This window comes from Agromyces sp. C10 (assembly GCF_023217995.1).
Taxonomy (GTDB): Bacteria; Actinomycetota; Actinomycetes; order Actinomycetales; family Microbacteriaceae; genus Agromyces; species Agromyces indicus.
In genome coordinates, this window is record NZ_JALPSX010000001.1 from 1 (window position 1) to 21889 (window position 21889).

Sequence of the window (21889 nt, forward strand, 5' to 3'; positions counted from 1 at the left end):
CCTAGCCGCGGCATCCGCTCGCCATCACCATGCCGCAGGATCGACGCATGCCCACCCCGGCCGCCGAGTTCATCGACCGCACGCTGGAGGCCGAAGGCTCGGACGAGCGTGCCGAGGAGGCGGCGCGGCGCATCGGCGCCGGCCTGCGGTTCACCGGCGCCTCGGTCGGTGCGGTGCGGGGCACGGTGCGCAACGCCCTGCGGCGGCATCGGGGGATGACGCACGACGAGGTCACCGCGCTCGCCTCGGAGCTCTGGTCGGAGCCGGTCTACGAGCGCCGGCTCGCCGCCGTGGTGCTGCTGCAGTCGAACGTCGATCTGCTCCGGGCCGGCGACCTGACCCGGCTCGAGGGCTTCCTCCGCGACGCGCGCGTCGACCAGCTCGTCGACCCGCTCGCTCGTGATGTCGTGAAGGCCCTGGTCGAGCGGATGTCAGGCGCCGACGCCGACCGCGCGCGGCGGATCATCGACCGATGGGCCGAAGCGGACGATCCGCAGCTGCGGCGGGCGGCCGCGATGCAGTGACCGCGTGAGCGGTCGGGCCGCCACGCTATCGGGGCGTTGCGTCCAGCTCCCGGATGCGGGCGATCTCGTCGCGGAGGATCTCGACGGCCCAGCCCGGATCCGATTCCGCCGCCTGGCCGAGCAGGTGAAGGGCGAGACCGTCGATCAGGGCGAAGAGGCGCGCGGCCTCCCGAGTGAGGGAAGTCGCCGGGAGCCCCGGCGCGAGCAGCTCGATCACGCGCTCGCACATCGTCTGGATCTCGGCGTGGGTGCGGTCGCGGATGGGGACCAGTTCCGGCAGGGCCGGCGCCTCGGCGATCAGGGCGAGGTTGACGTCGAGTTCCGCCCGGCTGTCGGCCTCGAGCGGGAGCAGGTGCCTGAGGAGGGCGAGCGCGTCGGCCTCGGGATCACCGGTCAGTTCCGTCGCGATGATGCGTTCGGTCGCGCGGCGGGCCATCAGGTCGGCCGAGAACCGGAGCAGTTCCGAGCGGGTGGGGAAGACGTGGCGCAGCGAACCGACAGCCACGCCGGCCTCGGCGGCAACGGTGCGGACGGACACCGCGCCGATGCCGCGCTGCCGGATCGTCGCCCACACGGCTTCGGCGAGTTCGGCGCGGCGACGGTCGAGATCAATGCGACGGGGCACGTCATTCAAATTAGCACGGTCGTGCTAATTTGAATCGCTCACCCTCCCGAAAGGACGAACCGTGATCCTCGGCATCATCGTGGCCTGCGAGATCGGCTTCTGGGTCCTGATCATCCTCGGCCTCGTCGCGCGGTACCTGCTGGCCCGGCCGCGGCTCGGCGTCATGCTCCTGGCCATGACCCCCGTCGTCGACCTGATCCTCCTCGTCGCGGCGGGCATCGACCTCCGCGGCGGCGGTGACGCGACGTTCGCCCATGCGCTCGCGGCCATCTACCTCGGGTTCTCGGTCGCGTACGGGCATCGGATGATCCGCTGGGCCGACGTGCGATTCGCCCACCGCTTCGCCGACGGCCCGGCGCCCGTGAAGCTCCACGGACGTGACTACGCGGCCGCATGCTGGCGGGATGTGCCGCGAACCGCCCTGGCACTCGGGATCGCCGCCGGCGTGCTCTGGCTGCTCACGCTCGTGGCGGCCGAGGGGGCCGACCTCGAGGCGCTCGTCGGGACCTATCGCATCCTCGGCATCATCCTCGCCATCGAGCTGATCTGGGCGGTCAGCTACACCATCTGGCCGAAGCCCGGGCCGGCGGCATCCGTGCCGGTCTCGCGCGCGACCGCGCCCTGAGCGGGGTCCGCCCACGCCGGCACGAACGGCGCCGTCGCCTGCTCGAGCCAGGACCACAGCTCGTCCCGCCGCGACCCGATGCGCGTGGCGCCGCCTGCGTGACGCGGCCGATCTCCACGTACCCGCCGTGCAGGTCGCGGTGCGCGTCGCCGAGGGCGAGCTCGATCGCGTGCCGGCTCGTGATGTTCGGCGTCGTCGCTCCGGGCAGCAGGCTCATGGCGGGCATGAGCCGTCGCCACACCCAGAACATGTAACCGGGCATGTCGCGGCCGAGGCCCGTGCCGGCGACAAGCCCGGGGTCGTAGGTGTTGAGTCGCCGACCGTCGGCGGCCAGCTGCGCCGCCCACGGGTTCGAGAGCGTCACGAGGGCGAGCTTGCTCGACGCGTACGCGATGCCGCCCTGTTCGCGCTCGTCGGCGAACCGCTCCGCGCCGGTCGCGGGCGGCGCGGCGGTGGCGAGGTCGGCGGGGCCGGCCACCCCACGTCCGGGGGCGACCCGGTGCACCGCCCGCCGAGCGGGGGTAGCCTGAAACATCGGGGTGCCCCCGCATCCCGTCGAGGATCGGCGCGACCGATGCCGACCCTCGGAACCCGTGCCGAACCGGGAGCGACCGAGCGATGTCCTGGGATGACGATTCCTTCGCCGACGGCTTCGGCGAGCGCCATCCCGGCCGCCGCGCGACCAGGTGGCAGATCGCGGGCCAGGCCGCCGGCTACGTCGGGCTCGTCGTCGGCGTGATCGCGCTGCTCGTCGCGGCGGTCATGCTCCCCGGCGTGCTCGGGCTCGGCAGCAACCCGGCCGGCACCGTGTCGACGCAGGCGCACGTGCCCCGCGTCGCGCTGCCGCCCATGGCGGCGACGGCCGAGCCGGAGGACGCCGCGGAGGCGGACGCGCAGTCGGAGAACACCGTCGACGGCCTCACCGGCCCGCCCGCCGTGTCGGGTTCGGAGACCGGGCCCATCGACCCGGACTGGACGGCGCGGACCGCGGAGGCGACCGGCATCCCGCAGCGCGCCCTCGCCGCCTACGCGCAGGCCCACGGCGTGGTTGCGCGTGAGGACGCGGAGTGCGGCGTGGACTGGGCGACGATCGCGGCGATCGGCGCGATCGAGTCGAACCACGGCCGTCACGGAGGGGCGAGCCTCGACGACCGGGGCCGGGCGCTGCCCGAGATCATCGGGCGGGCGCTCGACGGCAACGGCGTCGCCACGATCACCGACACCGACGGCGGACGACTCGACGGCGACACCACGTGGGACCGGGCGGTCGGGCCGATGCAGTTCATCCCGTCGACCTGGGCGCAATGGGCGAGCGACGCCGACGGCGACGGGGTCGCCGACCCGCACCAGATCGACGACGCGGCCGAGACCACGGCGCGGTACCTGTGCGCATCCGGGTCGATGCGGAGCCTCGAGGGCTGGCGCGCCGCGATCTTCTCGTACAACCGCGACGGCGACTACGTCGACGCCGTCGCCCGCGTGGCGAACGAGTACGCGGCCGCGGTCGGCTAGGCCCGGCCGGTGTCCGACATCGAGCTGGCCCGCATCGCCGGCGGCACCGTCGCCCTGCACGACGCACGCCGCAAGGTGCGCTGGAGCGTCGACCTCGAGCCGTTCGAGATCGGCGTCTACCCGGTGACGCAGGAGCAGCTCGCGGAGATGATCGGCGAGACGGCCTCGCACCCGCGGCGACCGGCGACCGGGGTGAGCTGGCTGCGCGCCATCCGCTTCTGCAACGCCGCATCGGAGTGGGAGGGCCTCGACCCGGCGTACACGTTCGACGGCGAGGAGGTCGCCTGGCACGTCGACGCCGACGGGTACCGGCTGCCGACCGAGGCGGAATGGGAGTTCGCGTGCCGCGCGGGCTCGACGGGTCCGCACTACGGCCCGCTGCCGGAGATCGCGTGGACGAGCGCCGACGGCGTGAGCGCGCCGCAGGAGGTCGGCGGCAAGCTGCCGAACCTCAACGGCCTCTTCGACACGCTCGGCAACGTGTGGGAGTGGTGCTGGGACCTGCTCGACCCGGCCAGGTACGACGACTACCGGGTGTTCCGCGGCGGCGGGTTCGCCGACGACGCGTGGAGCGTGCGCGCCTCGACGCGGCGCGGCGGCGCACCGCGCATGCACCACGAGGACGTCGGCTTCCGGGTGGCTCGCGGCGGCTTCGAGACGACGGATGCCGCGCAGGGCTGGTCCGCGCAGGCGGACCTCGAGCGCGCCGCCGTGGACGGCCCGCTGCCGTTCGGCTGGACGCCGCGGCGCTGAGCCGGGCCACGCGGCCCGCCCGGTCGTAGGATCACGACATGCCGCCCACGAGGAGGACGTCGCTCGACGCGCTCGCCGCGTTCGTCGCCGTGGCCCGCGCCGGCTCGGTCACCGGCGGGGCCGACGAGCTCGGCCTCACCCAGTCGACGGTCTCGGCGCAGCTGCAGGCGCTCGAGCGCGAGCTGGGGTACCGCGTCTTCGATCGGACGTCGCGGGGCGTCACGCCGACGAGCCGCGGCCGGGCCCTCCTCGCCCGCATCGGCGGGGCGATGGACGCCGCGGTCGACGCGGTCGCGGAGGCGACGGGTGCCGGCGCGACCGAGCACACGGTGTTCCTGGGCGGCCCGGCGGAGTTCCTCTCCACGGTCGTGCTGCCGCGGCTGCGCGAGTGGGCCGGCACCGACCTCGACGTGCGGGTGCGGTTCGGCGAGACGCCCGAGCTCCTGGCCGGCCTCGAGGCATCCGAGCTCGACCTCGTCGTGAGCACGACGCAGCCGCGCATGCGCGGGATCGAGTTCGCGCCGATCGTGGACGAGCAGTTCGTGCTCGTCGTCGCGCCGGCGCTGCTCGACGCGTTCCGCCGCGACTCCGATTCGGTGCCCGTCGTGGCGTACGGCGACCAGTTGCCGATCATCCGCCGCTACTGGCGGTCGGTCTTCGGTCGGCGGCCCGCCGGACTCCGCGCGGTCGCGATCGTGCCCGACCTGCGAGTGCTCGCGGGCCTCGCGGCCGACGGCGTCGGGATGACCGTGCTGCCGACCTACCTCGCCGAGCCGTACCTGGCGGCGGGCCGGCTGGTCGATCCCGTCGACCCGGCCGACCCGCCGCTCAACACCGTGTACCTCGCCCGGCGCCGCTCGCGGCCGGGCGCGAACCCCGCGACGGATGCCGCGGCCGAGCGACTGCACGCGCTGCTGCGCGCCTGAACCGGCCGGTCAGGCCGACAGGAGCGCCACGACCTCGCGGCCGACGCGCGTCGCCGACTGGGGGTTCTGGCCGGTGACGAGCCGACCGTCGACCACGACCTGCTCGGTGAAGTCCGGACCGGGCACGTGCGTCGCGCCCTTCGCCTCGAGGGCGTCCGCGAGGAGGAACGGCACCACGTCGGTGAGCTCGACCGCGGCCTCCTCGGCGTTCGTGAACACCGCCACGCGCCTGCCCGACACGAGCGGCGTGCCGTCGGCGAGCGTGATGCCCACGAGCGCGGACGGGCCGTGGCACACCGCCGCGACGACGCCGCCCTGCTCGTACACGGCGCGGCCGACGGCGTTCACGGCCGGGTCGTCCGGGAAGTCCCACATGGTGCCGTGGCCGCCGACGAAGAGCACGGCGTCGTAGCGAGACGCGTCGACGTCGGCCAGCTTCGGGGTGTCGGCCAGCTGCGCGGCGATCGACGGGTCGGCGAAGAACGCGTTCTGCGCGGCATCCGTCTCGTCGCGGCCGACCTGCGGGGGCACGCCGCCCGCGATCGAGGCGAGGTCGACGCGGAAGCCGGCCGTCGTGAACTCCTGCCAGGGGTGGGCCGCCTCGCCGGCGTGGTACCCGGTCGGGCGGAGGCCGCCCAGGTCGTTGTGGCTCGTCAGCACCAGCAGCACTCGCTTCTCGGTCATCGGTGGATCTCCTCGGTTGCGTCGTTCTCGATGGACGAGTCGACGGTACGGAGGCGGCGCCATCCGGAACCAACCGGTCGGGCGATGCCCGCCATCGGGATTCCGATCGCCGGGGCGGGGTATGGCACGATGCCGGGGGCGGCCCGCGACGCGGCGGACCGGCCGCCCGACGACGCGAGGAGGCGACGCGGTGACCGAGGAGCGAGGGATCATCGGCCAACGGAACGACCCGGCCATGCCGAGGTACGCGGGCATCGCGACGTTCGCGCTGCTGCCGCGCCTGGACGAGGTGGAGCACGCCGACCTGGCCGTGCTCGGGATCCCGCTCGACTCGGGCACGAGCTTCCGGCCCGGCGCCCGGTTCGGTCCGGCGCACATCCGGGAGCATTCGCGCCAGCTGCACCCGTACCACCAGGTCCACGAGACGTACCCGTTCCGCGACCAGCAGGTCGTCGACGCGGGCGACGTCGCGGTCGGGCCGTACGACCTCGCGCAGGCGGTCGAGCGCATCCACGCCGAGGCGTCCCGGCTCGTGCGGCAGGGCACGAAGGTGCTCGCGCTCGGCGGCGACCACACGGTCGCGCTGCCGCTGCTCCGGGCGGCGGCCGCGGCGCACGGCCCGCTCGCCGTCATCCACTTCGATGCGCACCTCGACACGTGGGACGTGCTGCACGGCGCGAGCCTCTGGCACGGCTCGCCCTTCCGTCGCGCGGCCGAGGAGGGCCTGCTCGACCTCGAGCACTGCCAGCACGTCGGCATCCGCAGCGGCGTCTACGGGCCGGACGAGTTCGACGACGACCGGCGGGCGGGCTTCGAGCTCATCCGCAGCGACGAGTTCCAGCGGCGCCCCATGGAGGAGATCGCAGAGCAGGTCCGCCGGCGGGTCGGCTCCGGCCCGGTCTACGTGTCGATCGACATCGACGTGCTCGACCCGTCGCACGCGCCCGGCACGGGCACGCCCGAGGTCGCGGGCATCACCACGCGCGAACTGTTCGCCGTGCTCCGCGGTCTCGCGGGCCTGCCCATCGTCGGCGGCGACGTGGTCGAGGTCGCGCCGGCGTACGACCACGCCGGGATCACGGGCCTCGCCGCCGCGCACACCGCGTGGGAACTGCTGACGCTGATGGGCCTCAGCGCTCGGCATGACTGACGGGAAGGAATGCCGCCATGCGCGATCGGATGCCGCGTGAGGAGTCGGCCTTCGAGGCCCTCATCGAGCCCGTGCGGTGGGGACGCAGCACGTACACGGTGATCCGGATCCCCGAGGCGCTCGCCGACGCCGCGCGCGAGGCGGGCACCCGCCGCGTCGAGGGCACCATCGACGGCGCCGACGTCAACCTCGCCATCACCAGGGCGCCCGTCGTCGACGGACCCTTCCTGTGGGCCGGTCGCTCGTTGCTGCGCCGCATCGGGGTCGACGCCGGCGCGGTGGTCGAGTGCCGCCTCCGGCCCGCGCACGAGGAGGACGTGCTGCTGCCGGAGGACGTCGCCGAACGCCTCGCCGACGCGGGCGTGCTCCAACGGTGGGAGGGGCTGCCGCCCGCGGACCGACGACGGCGGCTGTACCCGGTCGAGTCGGCCGCCCGCCCCGAGACCCGCGCCCGGCGGATCGCGGCCCTCGTCGACGAGCTCGCCGGCCGCGGCTGATCAGGCGACCAGCAGGTACACGCCCGAGGCGAACGTGAGCACGAGCACGATCCGCTCGAACCACGCGGCCGGGATGCGCCGCGCGAGACGCCATCCGAGCAGCGCGCCCACGACGAGCGCGGGCACGAGCACCAGGTCGAGCACGAGCGATTCGGCGGTCATGAGCCCGAGCCCGATCGAGAACGGCACCTTGACGGCGTTGACGACGAGGAAGAACCAGGCCGCCGTGCCGAGGACGGCCTGCACGGGCAGCCGCGAGGTGACGAAGTAGAGGGACATCACCGGACCTGCGGCGTTGGCGACCATGGTGGTCAGGCCGCCCAAGGGGCCGAAGACATGGGCGAGCCCGGGCGGGACGGGTCGCAGCTCCCCGTCGCCGCGGCGGCGGCGCGCCATGAGCACGAGGCTGAGCGCCACGAGCAGCAGGAGGATCGCGCCGATGATGTGGCGGACCGCGGTGTCGTCGGCGTACCACAGCACGACCACGCCGAGCAGCACGCCCACGAGGACGGACGGGACGAGTCGGCGGAGGATCCGCCAGTCGGCGTGCGCGTGGTACATGCGCACGGCGATGAGGTCGCCGACGAGGAGCAGGCCGAGCACCGCGCCGGTCGACGCCCGCGCCGGCAGCACGGTGGCGAACAGCGCCGTGGGCACCGGGCCGAACGCCGGGACGCCGCTCTTCGAGAGGCCGACGGCGCACGCGGCGATCGCGAGGAGCAGCCAGTCGAGCGCGGTGAAGTCGGGCACGGAGCCCACCTTCGCACGGCGGCGGGGTCAGCTGCCGTCGGATGACGCGGCAGGGCCGCCCGCGGCCCGCGCCGCCTCGGCCGCTCGCACCGCCCACTTCGGGGTCTCGCCGAAGCGGAACGGCGGCGCGAGTCGGCCGGCGGCGCTGTCGTCGATGAGCTGGGCGAGGCGGCGTTCGCGGGTCGCCTCCTGCTTGGCGCTCAGCACCCAGTGCACGGCCTGGCGCCGGTAGGTCGGGGTCGCGGCCTCCCAGAAGGCGGATGCCGCGGCATCCGCTTCGAGCCGTGAGGCGTACTCGGGCGGGAGGGCCTGCTCGGGGTTCTCGTGGGAGTAGACGGCGGACCGGTCGTCGCGGCGACGCTCGAACGCGGCGATGCCGGCCGGTCGCATGCGGCCCTCGGCCGTCAGCTGCTCGACGAGCGCGATGTTCACGGCCGACCAGATGCTCGCCGGCTTGCGCGGGGTCCAGCGCTGGCGGCGGGCGTCGTCGTCGATGCGCTGGGAGACGGAGTCGATCCACCCGAAGCACAGCGCCTCGGGCACCGCCTGCTCCCAGGTCAGGCCGCGGTCGGGCACGTGCTTCTTGTAGAGCCCCATCCAGAGCTCGGTCTCGGTCTTGTGGTTCGCCTCGAGCCAGGCGCGGAATTCCTCCGGCCCCGAGAAGAACACCGCCGGGCGCTCGGGCGTGCCGCCCGGCGTGCCGATCGTCGCGTTCCCGCCCATGGGGCGAGTCTGCCACCCGCCACCGACGGTCGTCGGGCTCAGGGCAGCTCGAGCGCCGTTCCGCCGAGCGCGACCGCGGCGAAGCTCAGGATGGCGCCGGTGCCGATGACGACGAGGGCGATGCCGAGCATGAGCGCGGCGCCGAAGAGGGAGACCTTCGACTCGTGGCCCCGCGGCTGCTGGTCCTGCCGTTCGGGGGAGCTCGGGCGGTACAGCGTCATCGCGTGGTCCTTCGGTCGAGAGGCGGCTGGGCTGGACTTCCGATTCTCGCAGGTTGCCGAGGTCGCGACATCCGTTTACCATCGACTGAGCGATATGTGAATGGTGCGTTCGATTATCGAACACCCCGCGAAGCGCAGCGACCACAACGATGTGAAGGAGCACCCGTGCAGTTCCACCACCACGGATACGTCTCGGGCGACCCCCGGGTGAAGCCCGCCGCGGGAGTCGGCCTCGACCGCCCCGCCGAGCTGCCCGACGAGGTCGACGTGCTCATCGTCGGCTCCGGCCCGGCGGGCATGATCGCCGCCGCGCAGCTCGCGCAGTTCCCGAACGTCGTGACCCGCATGGTCGAGCGCCGTCCCGGGCGACTCGCGATCGGGCAGGCCGACGGCATCCAGGCGCGCAGCGTCGAGACCTTCCAGGCCTTCGGGTTCGCCGAGCGCATCATCGCCGAGGCCTACCGGATCACCGAGATGTGCTTCTGGAAGCCCGACCCCGCCGACCCGTCGAAGATCGTCCGCACCGCGCGTCCGGCCGACGACCCGACCGGCATCAGCGAGTTCCCGCACCTCATCGTCAACCAGGCCCGTGTGCTCGACTACTTCGCCGAAGTCGCCGCGAACGGTCCCACCCGATCGGTGCCCGACTACGGCTACGAGTTCGTCGGGCTCGAGATCGCCGACGAGTCCGAGGGCGCCGAGTACCCGGTGGCGGTCACCCTCGCGTACACCTCGGGCGAGCGCGAGGGGCAGCAGCGCGTCGTCCGGGCCAAGTACGTGCTCGGTGCGGACGGCGCCCACAGCCGGGTGCGCGCCGCGATCGGTTGCACCATGAAGGGCGACAAGGCCAACCACGCCTGGGGCGTCATGGACGCCCTCGCCGTGACCGACTTCCCCGACATCCGCACCAAGTGCTCGATCCAGTCCGAGGCGGGCAACATCCTGCTCATCCCGCGCGAGGGCGGGCACCTGTTCCGCATGTACGTCGACCTCGGCGAGGTGGCGCCCGACGACGCCGGCAGGGTGCGCCAGACCACGCTCGACCAGGTCATCGCCAAGGCCAACGCGATCCTGCACCCGTACACGCTCGACGTGAAGAACGTGGCGTGGCACAGCGTCTACGAGGTGGGCCACCGGCTCACCGATCGGTTCGACGACGTGCCGACGGATGCCGCGGGCACCCGCACCCCGCGCGTGTTCATCGCCGGCGACGCCTGCCACACGCACAGCGCGAAGGCCGGCCAGGGCATGAACGTGTCCATGCAGGACGGCTGGAACCTCGCGTGGAAGCTCGGCCACGTGCTCGAGGGCCGCAGCCCCGAGAGCCTGCTCGCGACGTACTCGGCCGAGCGCCAGGTCGTCGCGCAGAACCTCATCGACTTCGACAAGCAGTGGTCGACGATGATGGCGAAGAAGCCCGAGGAGTTCGCGAGTCCCTCCGAGCTCGAGGACTTCTACGTGCAGACCCACGAGTTCCCCGCGGGCTTCATGACCCAGTACACGCCGTCGCTCATCGTCGGCGAGGCCGCCCACCAGGACCTCGCGACCGGGTTCCCCGTGGGCAAGCGGTTCAAGTCGGCGCCCGTGACGCGCGTGTGCGACGGCAACCCCGTCCACCTCGGCCACCACGCCACGGCCGACGGGCGCTGGCGAATCTACGTCTTCGCCGACGCCGCCCCCGTCGGCGGCGGGTCGGCGGCCGCGGAGCTCGCGGACTGGCTCGCCTCCTCGCCCGAGTCGCCCCTCGCCGCGACGCCCGAGGGCCTCGACCGCGACGCGTGGTTCGACGTGAAGCTCGTCACCCAGCAGCCGCACACCGAGGTCGACCTCGGCAGCGTGCCGTCGGTGTTCCTGCCGCACGTCGGCCCGTTCGGCCTCGTCGACTACGAGAAGGTGTACGCGGCCGACCCCGCCGACGACATCTTCGAGGTGCGCGGCATCGACCGCGCCGGGGCGATCGTCGTGGTGCGACCCGACCAGTACGTGTCGCACGTGCTTCCGCTCACCGCGACGGCCGAGCTGGCGGCGTTCTTCGCGCCGATCCTCCGGTCGGGCGAGCGCCAGCCCGCGACCGCCTGACGGCCGTCATCGGCCGAATGCCTCGCCGAAGGGTCGCGGTGCGCGGCCCTTCGGCTGCGTGGGTCGCGGGCCCGGGTCCGGCAGGGGCGGGGTCGCGCAGGTCGTCGGCCGGTGCGACTCGAGCTCGACCGCCTCGTCGAAGTGGCGCACCGTCACGGGTTCGCCCTCGACGAGGGTGTACGTCGTGGCATCCGTCGACGCGTCGACGCGGAGAACCCGGCCGCAGAACCGGATGCCGAACGCGAGGCGCGTGAGCTGCGGCGGCAGCCGCGGAGCGAACCGCACCTCGGTCTCGCTGTCGCGGAACCCGCCGAAGCCCGCGACGAGCGCCGTCCAGATGCCGGCGAGCGAGGCGAGGTGCACGCCGTCCTCGGTATCGCCCTGCACGTCGTCGAGGTCGAGCGTCGCGGCCTCCGCGAGGTAGTCGGCCGCGAGTTCGAGCTGCCCGACCTGCGCGGCGATGACCGCCTGGATGCAGGCCGACAGCGACGAGTCGCGCACCGTGATGGCCTCGGAGTAGCGGAAGGCCCGCTCGGTCTCCTCGGGCGTGAAGGCGTCGTACGCGAAGTACAGCGCGAGCACGAGGTCGGCCTGCTTGACGACCTGGCTCCGGTAGAGCGAGAAGTACGGGTAGTGGTCGTGCAGCGGGTAGTGCTCGGCCGGGGTGCCCTCGAAGTCCCAGCGGGCGTACTCGGTGAACCCCGCGGCCTGCTGGTGCACGCCTCGGCGCTCGTCGTACGGCACGACGATCCGGGCCGCGGCGTCGCGCCATCCGTCGACCTCGTCGGCGCCGGCGCCCAGCCGCTCGGCGACGTCCGGCACGCTCCGAGCAGCGGATGCCGCGGCGCGCAGGTTCTGCGCGGCCATGAGGTTCGTGTACGCGTTGTCGTCGACCATCGCGCTGTACTCGTCGGGCCCCGTCACGCCGTCGAAGTGCACGCCGCCGTCCTCGTCGCGACGGGCGAGGGACATCCAGACCCGTGCCGTCTCGATGAGGAGTTCCGCGCCGCACTCGCGCAGGAACGCCTCGTCCCGCGTGCCCCGGTGGAAGTGGATGACCGCGGCGGCGATCGCCGCCTGCACGTGCCACCCGATCGTGCTCGCGGGCCAGTAGCCCGAGCTCTCCGTGCCGTCCAGCGTGCGCCAGGGGAACGCCGCACCGGCCAGGTGCAGCTCCCGCGCGCGGTCGCGCGCGAGGTGGAGCGTCGCATGCCGCCATCGCAGCGCCTCGCGGGCCGACTCGGGGAGGGTCGAGGTGAGGACCGGCAGCACGAACCCCTCGAGGTCCCAGAAGGTGTGGCCCTGGTAGCCCGCGCCCGTGAGCCCCTTGCCCGGCACCGACCGCCCGTCGAGGCGGACCGCGGACTGGAACACCTGGAACAGCGCGAATCGCACCGCCTGTTGCAGCCGGGGCTCGCCCTCGACGACCACGTCGGCGGCGTGCCAGAACCGATCGAGGCGGCGGCGCTGCGCGTCCGCGAGGGCGTCCCAGCCTTCGCGGAGCGCTTCGGCCACCTCGGAGTCGGCCCGGTCGCGCAGCCCGCCGGCGGTGGCATCGTCCGCCCACTCGTAGGCGACGGCCTTCACCAGCTGCAGCCGTTCGCCCGGCCCCAGCCGGACCCCGACGGTGGTGCGGGCGAGGTCCGGCGACGTCTCGGTGTCGACGCACGCCCCGCCGGGTGCGTCGACGAGGTGGTCCATGGCGGCAGCGATGCGCAGGCGGCGTCGGCGCAGCCGGTGGACGAGCGTGGCGGCCGTACCGAGGACGTGGTCGCCGACAGGCGCGAGTGGACGCTCGAGCATCCGCTGGATGCGCTCGTCCGGGTGCGTGCCCTCGGGTACCGGGACGTTCGCGACGAGCTCCGACTGCACGGTCACCTCCACCGCGGCGTCCGCGGCCTCGACCGAGTACCGGACGGCCGCGACCGACGGGCGGTCGTAGGAGACCAGGCGCGTCGACCTCACGCGCACCCGCGACCCCGAGGGCGAGACCCAGTCGACCTCGCGGTGCAACGTGCCCGCGCGAAAGTCGAGCCGCTGCTCGTGGCGTTCCAGCACGCCGGTCCGGACGTCGAACGGCTCGCCGTCGACGAGGAGCCGGATCAGCTGTCCGTCGGGCACGTTGACGATGCTCTGCCCTTCGGAGGGGTACCCGTAGGCGGGCTCGGAGTACGGCATCGGATGCGTCTCGAAGACGCCGTTCGCGTAGCATCCGGCGATGCCCACCGGCTCGCCCTCGTCGAGGACGCCGCGCCAGCCGATGCTGCCGTTCGACAGGGCGAACACCGACTCCCGGTGGGGCAGTCGGTCGGCGTCGACGCCCTGGAGGCCGAGGCCCCACGGGTCGTCGTCGAAGCGCAGGGGGCGGCGGTCGGGATCATGTCGGTCGTCGCTCACGGCGACAACCTAGTCGCGATGCCGCGCCGCAGCCCGGCGGCGCGTCGGATGCCCAGCGCTCGCACGGCTCTGCTCGACCGCCGTCAGCCCCCGAGCGCCTCCCGGATGGACGTCGACGCGGCCGTCAGCCGCTCGGCGATCTCGGCGTCCGGGTGGGGGCTGGAGACGTAGACGACCGCGAGCGCGGCCGGCTGTCCGCTCGGGAGCCGGAGGGGGACGGCGGTCGAGCGCACCCCGGGGATCACCTCGTCGTGGCTGATCGCCCAGCCGCGCCGGCGGACCTCGTCGAGCTCGGCCCGCCGTGCGGCATCCGTCGGCTCGGGCGCCTCGCCCGGGGGCAGCGAGGCGAGGATCGCCTTGCCGGGCGCGCCGATGCCCATCGGATGCCGCGTGCCCGGCCGCTGGGCGACCGACGCGACCGCGTGCCGGGGCTCGACGCTCGTGAGGGTCACGATCTCATCGGCGTCGAGGACGGCGAGGAAGCAGGTCATGGCCAGTTCGTTCGCGGCGCTCGTGAGCTCGGGCAGGGCCTCCGCCTGCAGGTCGTGCGCGACGCCCGCGGCGAGCGCCGCGAGTCGCGCGCCGAGCGCGATCCGCCCACGCGGGTCGCGGACCGTCAGGCGGTGGTGCTCCAGGGTGCGCAGCAGCCGGTAGGCGACGGAGCGATGGACGCCGAGGCGCTGGGCGAGCTCGTCGATGGAGAGGGGTTCGCGTGCGTCGGCGAGGATCTCGAGGATGCGGACGCCGCGCGAGAGCGTCTGCGAGTGCGGGGCGGCGGTGCTGCCCTCGTCGACGGCGGGCATCGGATCTCCTCGGATCGGGGGAGCGGACCTGGCTCGACAGCGCTCGGCAGTCGAACGTTGCGTTCGACTTTAGAACATCGGCGCGCAGGACGTTCGGGTGCCGCGGCCGCGCCCTGTGCCTACGATGGAGGACCACGCCCATCGTCCGACGGGAGGCGTCATGGTCCAGGTCCGGGTCCTCGGGGTCGCGCTCGACCAGTCCGGCCAGCACATCATCCTGCTGAAGCCGCTCGGCGAGGACGAGGGCCGCGGCCGCGTGCTCCCGATCTGGATCGGCGCGCAGGAGGCCACCTCGATCCTCATCGCGGTGCAGGGCGAGCAGGCTCCGCGGCCGCTCTCCCACGACCTGATGAAGCTGCTGCTCGAGGCCGTCGGATCGAACATCGAGCGCGTGGACGTCACGCGGATCGAGGACGGGACGTTCTACGCCGAACTCACCATCATGACCCCGACCGGTCCGTACGTGATCGACGCGAGGCCGTCCGACTCCGTCGCGCTCGCCTCGCGCACCGACGCGCCGCTGTTCGTGGCCGACGAGGTGCTCGCGCAGGCCGGCATCCCCGCCGAGATGGTCGAGTCGCGATCCGACGACGAGGAGGCCGAGGAGTCGGCCGAGGAGAAGCTCGAGGAGTTCAAGAAGTTCCTCGACGACGTCGATCCGGAGGACTTCCAGGGCTGACGGGCGGCGCCCGCGCCCGCTGTTACGATCCAGCGTGCGCATCCTCCGCCGTACGGTCGCCGTCGTCGCCGTCCTCGCCCTGGTGCTGATCGTCGCCTTCACGGGCGTCTCCCTCTGGCAGCAGCCGATCCTGCTCACGGGCACCGGCTACGCCGCGCACAACGCCTGCGCCGTGACCGAGCTCGCGGGGCGCGACGACCCCGCCTCCGACCTGCCGTCGAACCCGCTCGTCCCGTACCTGCGGGTCGACGGCGCCGGCGACCCGACGACGGGCGCCCTGCCGGGCGCCATCGCCACGCAGCGCGCCTGGTACGCCGAGGGGTTCGGGTGCACGCTGGCCGACGAGCGGCCGGAGCTCGGCGCGGCATCCGTCATCGAGCCCGGTGCCAACCCGTTCACCGACGCGCCGGCGCCCGACGCCGACCCGGCCCTCGACGAGGCCGTCGCCCGTGCGTTCGGCGACCACCTGCCCGGCCACGTGGCGGCGGCGCTCGGCACGCGCGCGGTCGTCATCGTGAAGGACGGCGAGCTCGTCGCCGAGCGCTACGCCGACGGGTTCGACGCCGACACCCCGCAGCTCGGCTGGTCGATGTCGAAGAGCGTCGCGAACCTCCTCACGGGCGTGCTCGTCGATCAGGGCGTCGTGGCGCTCGACGACGACGGGCTCCGGCCGGAGTGGACCGACGAACGCGCCGACATCACGATCGACCAGCTGCTGCGGCAGACCAGCGGACTGGAGTGGGACGAGACCTACGACCTCGGCACGCCCATCACGCGCATGCTCTATCTCGAGCCCGACATGGGGCAGTACGTCGCCGGGCAACCGCTCGCGCACGAGCCCGGGACCGTGCAGCAGTACTCGAGCGGCAACACCAACCTGCTCTGCTCGGTGCTCGCCGAGCGCACCGGTCTCGGCGCCGACCTGCCGCGGCAGGTGCTGCTGGGGCCGCTCGGCCTCACCTCGGCGGTGCTCGAACCGGATGCCGCGGGCACGCCCGTGTGCTCGTCGTACCTGTGGGCGACGCCGCGCGACTGGGCCGCGATCGGGCAGTTCGCGCTGCAGGGCGGCGAGTGGAACGGCGAGCGGATGCTGCCCGAGGGGTGGATGGCGCAGAGCCTCGAGGTCGACGAGGTGGAGGAGACCGACGATCCGGGGCTCGGCGCGAGCTGGCGGGGCAACGAGGTGCTGTTCGGTGAAGCGCGCTGGCCCGAGCTTCCCGAGGACACGTACTACGCCAGCGGACACGACGGGCAGAAGATGATCATCGTTCCGTCGGAGCAGCTCGTCGTCGTGCGGCTCGGCTTCACGCCCGAGGCCGACGACGACCCGTCGGTCGTCGCGCTGGTCGAGGAGGCCATCGCGGCACTCGGCTGACGCGCCTGACCCGCCACGGACGATGGCGGGGTGGAGTGGCTCTGGGTGGTTGCAGGCGTCGTCCTCATCGCGCTCGGGCTCAACGAGGTCTTCCACACGCTGCTGCACCCCACGGGCCGGGGTCGTCTCTCGCACTTCGCGGCGAGCACCACCTGGAACCTGTCGTCGCGGATGGGCCGGCGGGGCCGCAGCCTCGCGGGCCCGCTCGCTGCGGTCGCGGTGATCGGCAGCTGGGCGGCCCTCCAGCTCGTCGGCTGGTCGCTCGTGTACCTGCCGTTCGTGCCGGACGGGTTCTCGTACGGCAGCGACATCCGCCCCGAGGACTACCCGGCGATCGTCGAGGCGTTCTACTTCTCCGTGGTCAGCATGTCGACCCTCGGGCTCGGCGACGTCTACCCGATCGAGCCGTGGCTCCGCGTGTTCTCCCCGCTGCAGGCCCTGATCGGCTTCGCGCTGCTCACCGCGGCGGTCGCGTGGTTCCTCGAGCTCTACCCCGGCCTCGGCCGCCGGCGGGCCCTCGCCCTGCGCCTCGCGCTCATGGGACGCGCCGGCACGTCGGGCCACCTGCTCGACATGGAGTCGGCGAGCTCGAGCGGCGTGCTCGACTCGATCACCGTCGCGCTCGCGCAGGCCCGCGTCGACCTCTGGCAGAACGCGGAGACCTACCACTTCACCGAGGAGGAGCCCGAGACCTCGCTCGCCGCCCAGCTGCCGTACGGCCTGCACCTCGCGCGCGTGGCGCGGCGGTCCTCCGACCGCACCGTGCGCAACAGCGGGCAGATGCTCGAGGAGGCGATCGACGACTTCGCCGACCTCGTCCGCAACCGCTTCACGCTGCGCGTCGAGGGCACCGACGAGATCCTCCGCGAGTACGCCCGCCAGCACCGCCAGCGACCCGTCGAGATCGACGAGTCGGCCGAGCGCGCGTCCGACTGACGCCGACCGCGCGCCGACGGGTGCGCCACGGCACGGGTCGGATTAGCGTGAGAACGTGTCCGCTCCGGCGATCGACGCTCGGGCCGCTCACGCCGAGGGTGTCGAGCGCCTGCTGCGGAGCGCGCGGGCCATCCCGCCGGGGGCCCCGGTCCGGCTCGCCAAGCGCACGTCGAACCTGTTCCGGTCACGCGTGCGAACGGATGTCGCGGGGCTCGACACGTCGGGCCTGACGGGCGTCATCGCGGTCGACCCCGATGCGCGCACGGCCGACGTGCAGGGCATGTGCACGTACGAGGACCTCGTCGCCGCGACCCTCCCGCACGGGCTCGCGCCGCTCGTGGTGCCGCAGCTGAAGACGATCACGCTCGGCGGGGCGGTGACCGGACTCGGCATCGAGTCGACCTCGTTCCGCAACGGGCTGCCGCACGAATCCGTCCTCGACCTGGACGTCCTCACCGGCGCCGGCGAACTCGTCACCGCGTCGCCGCACGAGCACGCCGACCTGTTCCGCGCGTTCCCGAACTCGTACGGAACGCTCGGGTACGCCGTGCGGCTCCGCATCGAGCTGGAGCCGGTCGAGCCGTTCGTCGCGCTCACCCACCTCCGATTCCACTCGCTGCCCGAACTCGTCGCGGCGATGGACGCCATCGTCGCGACCGGCCGCCACGACGGTGCGCCCGTCGACTACCTCGACGGCGTGGTCTTCGGCGCCGACGAGGGGTACCTCTGCCTCGGCGTCCGCACCGCGGCATCCGGACCCCTCAGCGACTACACCGGGCAACGCATCTACTACCGCTCCATCCGGCACGACGAGGGCGCCGCGCACGACCGCCTCACGACGCACGACTACCTGTGGCGCTGGGATGCCGACTGGTTCTGGTGCTCGGCGGCGTTCGGCGCGCAGCATCCGCTCGTTCGCCGCGTCTGGCCGCGGCGGTACCGCCGCAGTCGCTCGTACGCGACGCTCATGCGGCTCGAGCGCCGCTACGACCTCGGCAACCGGCTCGAACGGCTCAAGGGTCGCCCGCCGCGCGAACGCGTGATCCAGGACATCGAGGTGCCGATCGAGCGCACCGCCGAGTTCCTCGACTGGTTCCTCGCGAACGTGCCCATCGCGCCGATCTGGCTGTGCCCGCTTCGCCTGCGCGACGACGACGGCTGGCCGCTGTACCCGCTGGAGCCGCGCCGCACCTACGTCAACGTCGGCTTCTGGTCGACCGTGCCGGTCGGCGCGACCGAGGGCGAGGCGAACCGGCGCATCGAACGCGAGGTCGCCGCGCTCGACGGGCACAAGTCCCTCTACTCCGACGCCTACTACCCGCCCGACGAATTCGACCGGCTCTACGGCGGGACCGCCTACCGGGCGGTGAAGCGACGGTACGACCCCGACTCCCGGCTCCTCGACCTCTACGCGAAGGCGGTGCAACGACGATGACCTCGTTCAAGGACGACGCGGCGACGACGCAGCGAGACCGGGCGACGGCGACGGATGCCGCGGCGCCGGCGCACGACGGCCGGCTCACGCTCGCCGGCATCCTCGAGACCCTGGCGGGCGGCAGGCTGCCCATCCGCTTCACCGCCTACGACGGCAGTTCCGCCGGCCCGGCCGACGCCCGGTTCCGACTCGACCTCGTCTCGCCGCGCGGCACCACCTACCTCGCGACCGGACGCGGCGACCTCGGGCTCGCCCGCGCCTACATCGCCGGCGACCTCGAGGCGCACGGCGTCCACCCCGGTGACCCCTACGAGCTGCTCCGGGCCCTCGCCGACGACCTCGTGTTCACCCGGCCGTCCCCGGCGATGATGGCGAAGCTCGTGCGTTCGGTGGGGGTGCGGCACCTCCGGCCGATCGCGCCGCCGCCGCAGGAGGCGCGACCCCGCTGGCGCCGCGCCGCCGCCGGGCTCCGGCACAGCAAGGCACGCGACGCCGAGGCCATCCACCACCACTACGACGTCTCGAACACCTTCTACGAGTGGGTGCTCGGCCCGTCGATGACGTACACGTGCGCGTGCTACCCGCGGCCGGACGCCACCCTCGACGAGGCGCAGGAGAACAAGTACCGGCTCGTGTTCGACAAGCTGCGCCTGTCACCGGGCGACCGGCTCCTGGACGTCGGCTGCGGCTGGGGCGGGATGGTGCGCTACGCCGCCCGTCGCGGCGTCCGGGCCGTGGGCGTCACCCTCTCCGAGCAGCAGGCGGCGTGGGCCCGACGGGCGATCGCCGACGAGGGCCTCGACGACCTCGCCGAGGTGCGATTCGCCGACTATCGCGACGTCGCGGAGTCCGGCTTCGACGCGGTGTCCTCGATCGGGCTGCTCGAGCACATCGGCGTGCGCAACTACCCCTCCTACTTCGAGTTCCTGCGCGCGCGCCTCCGCCCCGGAGGGATGCTGCTCAACCACTGCATCACCCGCCCGGAGAACCGCACCGACCCCGCCGCCCACGGGTTCATCGACCGCTACGTCTTCCCCGACGGCGAGCTCACCGGCTCGGGCCGCATCATCAGCGCCGCGCAGGATGGCGGCTTCGAGGTGCTGCACGAGGAGAACCTGCGCCCGCACTACGCGATGACCCTGCGCGACTGGTGCGCGAACCTGGTGGCGCACTGGGACGAGGCCGTCGCCGACGTGGGCCTGCCGACCGCGAAGATCTGGGGACTGTACATGGCCGGGTCGCGGCTCGCCTTCGAGCAGGGCGGCATCCAGCTGCACCAGGTGCTGGCCGTGCGTCCCCACGACGACGGGGGTGTCGGCGACCTGCCGCTCCGGCCGTGGTGGACGCCGTAGCGACCGGCAGAATGGGCGCATGGATGCCCCACTGCCCGCCCTGACGGAGATGCCGTCGCCGCAGTTCGTGATGTCGGGGGAGGGGCGCCGCATCGCGACCTACCTCTGGGGCGACGAGGACGCACCCACGGTGCTGTGCGTGCACGGGTTCGCGTCGAGCTGCCGCGACAACTGGGTGCACACGGGCTGGGTGCGCGACCTCACGCGCGCCGGCTTCCGCGTCCTCGGGGTGGACCAGCGCGGCCACGGACAGAGCGACAAGCCGCACGAGGCGAGCGCGTACGGCATGGACGCGCTCGTCGACGACCTCGTGACGGTGCTCGACACCTACCTGCTCGACACCGTGCGATACGCGGGGTACTCACTGGGCGCACGTGTCGGATGGCAGGTGGCCGTCCAGGCGCCCGACCGCGTCGAACGGGCCGTCCTCGGCGGTATCCCCGACGGTCGTCCGCTCGCGCGCATGCAGATCGAGCAGGCGCGCGCGTACGCCGAGGACCGGACGCCCGTCGACGATCCGGTCACGCGGAACTACGTCACCCTCGCCGAACGCGTGCCGGGCAACGACCTGCACGCGCTCGTCGCGCTCGCCGAGGGCATGCGCTTCGGCGACGCCGACCCCGATCCCGCGAACCCGCCGCGCCAGCCGATCCTCTTCGCGACGGGCAGCGACGACGCGATCCTCGCGCAGTCGCGGCAGTTGGCGGATGCCACGCCCGACGGCACCTTCGTCGAGCTGCCGGGCCGGCACCACTTCAACGCGCCGGGTTCGCGGGTGTTCCGGCAGGCGGCGGTGGACTTCTTCACGCAGGGCTCCTGATCACGCACCTGACCGCCGGCACCGCCTCGCGCAGAAGCGGACACCGGAAGTCAACACCCTTCCGCCGGCGTGCACCGCGTGGGCATGATCCCGGGACGGGACGCATCCGACGGGCCGGAGGTCGCGACGAGGGAGGGGCCATGCGGGAGATCACGACGCTGCGCGAGCTCGGCGAGGCCATCGCCGACGAGGAGCTGTACGTGCGCTACTCCGAGGGTCCGGACGACGACCGGTCCAGCGGCAGCCTCGACACCGAGAGCGGACTCGAACTGCCCGGACTGTCGGCCAACCCGCTGCGCCCGGAATCGTGGTGGACCCGGCCCGTCGAGGACTGGCTCGCGCGGCAGGTGTGCCAGTACGAGCACCTCCGGCGGAAGGAGCCCGCACGCTTCGCCTGGGTGCTCGCCGGACCCGTGGTCGGACGCGGGCCGGACTGCGAGCCGCTCATCCGCCCGTTCCGACCCGTCGCACGCCTGTCGGACGACCTGCTCGAGGAGGCGACGCAGCGATACCGGGAGCGGTTCGACGCCGGCCGCGGCCCCGGCGACGACGAATCGTAAGCGTGCACCCTTCATCGCCACCGAAGCCCGGGTGCAGCGCCTGTGAAACACCGGTATGCGCTTGCCGCCCCGCGGCGGCACTGCAACCGTGGGGCCGATGCGACAACACGAAGCACACGCCCGACCGTCAACCGACCCGGCCCTCGAGGTCGATGGCTGGATGCGCATCGAGCTGGATGACGAGCTCCTCGCGCACGTCGCCCTCGTCGTCTTCGCCAAGCTCCGCCGCAACGAGCCGATGCTCGTCTCCTGGACCGACCCCGCCGGCAGCCCCGCCCAGGCCTGGCTGCACCCGAACGCCACCATCGTCGCCCGGCACACGCCCGGCGCCGACACCTCGATCGACCGCCGCCGCGCCGAGCGCATGATGATCGCCGCGAACAGCAACCTCGGCCTGCGCCTGGCCGACGACCCGGCCCACCTCGTCGCGGCGCCCGACGCCGCGGAGTCGGTGCCCGCCTAG

At 73.2% G+C, this 21889-nt stretch carries 24 protein-coding genes; 16 read left to right on the plus strand and 8 right to left on the minus strand.

Features of this window, described 5'->3' with window-relative positions; translation table 11 throughout:
• The first annotated feature begins 47 nt into the window (after positions 1 to 47).
• Positions 48 to 524: a DNA alkylation repair protein gene (locus M1L56_RS00005; protein WP_248597616.1), complete on the plus strand. Its 477-nt coding sequence runs from the start codon at positions 48 to 50 to the stop codon at positions 522 to 524.
• Between the two features lie 25 nt (positions 525 to 549).
• On the opposite strand, the gene M1L56_RS00010 is transcribed toward M1L56_RS00005, so the two are convergent.
• Positions 550 to 1149, minus strand: a complete 600-nt coding sequence (locus M1L56_RS00010; RefSeq protein ID WP_248597981.1) for a TetR/AcrR family transcriptional regulator — start codon at positions 1147 to 1149, stop codon at positions 550 to 552.
• A gap of 61 nt (positions 1150 to 1210) precedes the next feature.
• Here M1L56_RS00010 and M1L56_RS00015 point away from each other — a divergent pair, with 61 nt between their 5' ends.
• Positions 1211 to 1774, plus strand: a complete 564-nt coding sequence (locus M1L56_RS00015) for a hypothetical protein (RefSeq protein WP_248597617.1) — start codon at positions 1211 to 1213, stop codon at positions 1772 to 1774.
• Here the strand turns inward: M1L56_RS00015 and M1L56_RS00020 are convergent.
• Positions 1704 to 2252, minus strand: coding sequence for a hypothetical protein (locus tag M1L56_RS00020; RefSeq protein ID WP_248597618.1), 549 nt, complete (start codon positions 2250 to 2252; stop codon positions 1704 to 1706). The genes M1L56_RS00015 and M1L56_RS00020 overlap by 71 nt on opposite strands.
• Before the next feature lie 140 nt (positions 2253 to 2392).
• Here M1L56_RS00020 and M1L56_RS00025 point away from each other — a divergent pair, with 140 nt between their 5' ends.
• The 3 genes from M1L56_RS00025 to M1L56_RS00035 are packed head-to-tail and all read left to right on the plus strand — an operon-like array spanning position 2393 to position 4965.
• A complete protein-coding gene (locus tag M1L56_RS00025) occupies positions 2393 to 3286 on the plus strand; it encodes a lytic transglycosylase domain-containing protein (RefSeq protein ID WP_248597619.1) in 894 nt (297 codons plus the stop codon).
• Positions 3287 to 3295: 9 nt separating this feature from the next.
• Positions 3296 to 4039, plus strand: coding sequence for an SUMF1/EgtB/PvdO family nonheme iron enzyme (locus M1L56_RS00030; protein WP_248597620.1), 744 nt, complete (start codon positions 3296 to 3298; stop codon positions 4037 to 4039).
• A 38-nt stretch (positions 4040 to 4077) separates the two neighbouring features.
• Positions 4078 to 4965 (plus strand): LysR family transcriptional regulator, encoded by an 888-nt coding sequence (locus tag M1L56_RS00035; RefSeq protein ID WP_248597621.1) that lies wholly within the window; start codon positions 4078 to 4080, stop codon positions 4963 to 4965.
• Positions 4966 to 4974: 9 nt separating this feature from the next.
• On the opposite strand, the gene M1L56_RS00040 is transcribed toward M1L56_RS00035, so the two are convergent.
• A complete protein-coding gene (locus tag M1L56_RS00040; RefSeq protein ID WP_248597622.1) occupies positions 4975 to 5649 on the minus strand; it encodes a type 1 glutamine amidotransferase domain-containing protein in 675 nt (224 codons plus the stop codon).
• A gap of 190 nt (positions 5650 to 5839) precedes the next feature.
• Between M1L56_RS00040 and speB the strand changes: the two genes are divergently transcribed.
• Complete coding sequence (gene speB, locus M1L56_RS00045) at positions 5840 to 6799, plus strand: agmatinase (RefSeq protein WP_248597623.1); 960 nt, start codon at positions 5840 to 5842, stop codon at positions 6797 to 6799.
• Between the two features lie 17 nt (positions 6800 to 6816).
• The gene (locus tag M1L56_RS00050; protein WP_248597624.1) at positions 6817 to 7296 is read left to right on the plus strand and encodes a YdeI/OmpD-associated family protein; all 480 of its coding nucleotides are present in this window, start codon (positions 6817 to 6819) and stop codon (positions 7294 to 7296) included.
• On the opposite strand, the gene M1L56_RS00055 is transcribed toward M1L56_RS00050, so the two are convergent.
• From M1L56_RS00055 to M1L56_RS00065, 3 genes are read right to left on the minus strand one after another with little or no spacing between them, the layout of a single operon-like run.
• The gene (locus M1L56_RS00055; protein WP_248597625.1) at positions 7297 to 8046 is read right to left on the minus strand and encodes a sulfite exporter TauE/SafE family protein; all 750 of its coding nucleotides are present in this window, start codon (positions 8044 to 8046) and stop codon (positions 7297 to 7299) included. It lies immediately after the preceding gene.
• Positions 8047 to 8073: 27 nt separating this feature from the next.
• Positions 8074 to 8769: a YdeI family protein gene (locus M1L56_RS00060; protein WP_248597626.1), complete on the minus strand. Its 696-nt coding sequence runs from the start codon at positions 8767 to 8769 to the stop codon at positions 8074 to 8076.
• A 38-nt stretch (positions 8770 to 8807) separates the two neighbouring features.
• Positions 8808 to 8990 carry a hypothetical protein gene (locus M1L56_RS00065; RefSeq protein WP_067946072.1) on the minus strand — a complete coding sequence of 61 codons (183 nt, stop codon included), beginning with the start codon at positions 8988 to 8990 and terminating at the stop codon, positions 8808 to 8810.
• A gap of 165 nt (positions 8991 to 9155) precedes the next feature.
• Between M1L56_RS00065 and M1L56_RS00070 the strand changes: the two genes are divergently transcribed.
• Positions 9156 to 11069 carry an FAD-binding monooxygenase gene (locus M1L56_RS00070; protein ID WP_248597627.1) on the plus strand — a complete coding sequence of 638 codons (1914 nt, stop codon included), beginning with the start codon at positions 9156 to 9158 and terminating at the stop codon, positions 11067 to 11069.
• Between the two features lie 6 nt (positions 11070 to 11075).
• Here M1L56_RS00070 and M1L56_RS00075 read toward each other — a convergent pair whose 3' ends face one another.
• Positions 11076 to 13466, minus strand: a complete 2391-nt coding sequence (locus tag M1L56_RS00075; protein ID WP_248597628.1) for a glycoside hydrolase family 65 protein — start codon at positions 13464 to 13466, stop codon at positions 11076 to 11078.
• A gap of 83 nt (positions 13467 to 13549) precedes the next feature.
• On the minus strand, positions 13550 to 14269 hold the full coding sequence (locus M1L56_RS00080) for an IclR family transcriptional regulator (protein ID WP_248597629.1): 720 nt from the start codon (positions 14267 to 14269) through the stop codon (positions 13550 to 13552).
• Between the two features lie 160 nt (positions 14270 to 14429).
• Between M1L56_RS00080 and M1L56_RS00085 the strand changes: the two genes are divergently transcribed.
• From M1L56_RS00085 to M1L56_RS00120, 8 genes are all read left to right on the plus strand, one after another.
• A complete protein-coding gene (locus M1L56_RS00085) occupies positions 14430 to 14948 on the plus strand; it encodes a bifunctional nuclease family protein (protein WP_248597630.1) in 519 nt (172 codons plus the stop codon).
• 34 nt (positions 14949 to 14982) lie between these two features.
• A complete protein-coding gene (locus M1L56_RS00090; RefSeq protein WP_248597631.1) occupies positions 14983 to 16323 on the plus strand; it encodes a serine hydrolase in 1341 nt (446 codons plus the stop codon).
• A 30-nt stretch (positions 16324 to 16353) separates the two neighbouring features.
• Positions 16354 to 17259, plus strand: a complete 906-nt coding sequence (locus M1L56_RS00095) for a potassium channel family protein (RefSeq protein ID WP_248597632.1) — start codon at positions 16354 to 16356, stop codon at positions 17257 to 17259.
• Between the two features lie 55 nt (positions 17260 to 17314).
• Positions 17315 to 18694, plus strand: a complete 1380-nt coding sequence (locus M1L56_RS00100; protein ID WP_248597633.1) for an FAD-binding oxidoreductase — start codon at positions 17315 to 17317, stop codon at positions 18692 to 18694.
• Positions 18691 to 20046 carry a class I SAM-dependent methyltransferase gene (locus M1L56_RS00105; protein ID WP_248597634.1) on the plus strand — a complete coding sequence of 452 codons (1356 nt, stop codon included), beginning with the start codon at positions 18691 to 18693 and terminating at the stop codon, positions 20044 to 20046. Before M1L56_RS00100 ends, M1L56_RS00105 begins: the two co-directional genes overlap by 4 nt.
• 19 nt (positions 20047 to 20065) lie before the next feature.
• On the plus strand, positions 20066 to 20866 hold the full coding sequence (locus tag M1L56_RS00110) for an alpha/beta fold hydrolase (RefSeq protein ID WP_248597635.1): 801 nt from the start codon (positions 20066 to 20068) through the stop codon (positions 20864 to 20866).
• Between the two features lie 140 nt (positions 20867 to 21006).
• Positions 21007 to 21426, plus strand: a complete 420-nt coding sequence (locus M1L56_RS00115) for a DUF6098 family protein (RefSeq protein WP_248597636.1) — start codon at positions 21007 to 21009, stop codon at positions 21424 to 21426.
• A 160-nt stretch (positions 21427 to 21586) separates the two neighbouring features.
• A complete protein-coding gene (locus M1L56_RS00120; RefSeq protein ID WP_067946093.1) occupies positions 21587 to 21889 on the plus strand; it encodes a hypothetical protein in 303 nt (100 codons plus the stop codon).

Bases quoted from the DNA above. Each gene is read 5' to 3' on its own strand.
- M1L56_RS00005 (WP_248597616.1), top strand. From the start codon at position 48: ATGCCCACCCCGGCCGCCGAGTTCATCGACCGCACGCTGGAGGCCGAA.
- M1L56_RS00025 (WP_248597619.1), top strand. From the start codon at position 2,393: ATGTCCTGGGATGACGATTCCTTCGCCGACGGCTTCGGCGAGCGCCAT.
- M1L56_RS00035 (WP_248597621.1), top strand. From the start codon at position 4,078: ATGCCGCCCACGAGGAGGACGTCGCTCGACGCGCTCGCCGCGTTCGTC.
- M1L56_RS00040 (WP_248597622.1), bottom strand. From the start codon at position 5,649: ATGACCGAGAAGCGAGTGCTGCTGGTGCTGACGAGCCACAACGACCTG.
- M1L56_RS00050 (WP_248597624.1), top strand. From the start codon at position 6,817: ATGCGCGATCGGATGCCGCGTGAGGAGTCGGCCTTCGAGGCCCTCATC.
- M1L56_RS00060 (WP_248597626.1), bottom strand. From the start codon at position 8,769: ATGGGCGGGAACGCGACGATCGGCACGCCGGGCGGCACGCCCGAGCGC.
- M1L56_RS00065 (WP_067946072.1), bottom strand. From the start codon at position 8,990: ATGACGCTGTACCGCCCGAGCTCCCCCGAACGGCAGGACCAGCAGCCG.
- M1L56_RS00080 (WP_248597629.1), bottom strand. From the start codon at position 14,269: ATGCCCGCCGTCGACGAGGGCAGCACCGCCGCCCCGCACTCGCAGACG.
- M1L56_RS00085 (WP_248597630.1), top strand. From the start codon at position 14,430: ATGGTCCAGGTCCGGGTCCTCGGGGTCGCGCTCGACCAGTCCGGCCAG.
- M1L56_RS00105 (WP_248597634.1), top strand. From the start codon at position 18,691: ATGACCTCGTTCAAGGACGACGCGGCGACGACGCAGCGAGACCGGGCG.
- M1L56_RS00110 (WP_248597635.1), top strand. From the start codon at position 20,066: ATGGATGCCCCACTGCCCGCCCTGACGGAGATGCCGTCGCCGCAGTTC.
- M1L56_RS00115 (WP_248597636.1), top strand. From the start codon at position 21,007: ATGCGGGAGATCACGACGCTGCGCGAGCTCGGCGAGGCCATCGCCGAC.
- M1L56_RS00120 (WP_067946093.1), top strand. From the start codon at position 21,587: ATGCGCATCGAGCTGGATGACGAGCTCCTCGCGCACGTCGCCCTCGTC.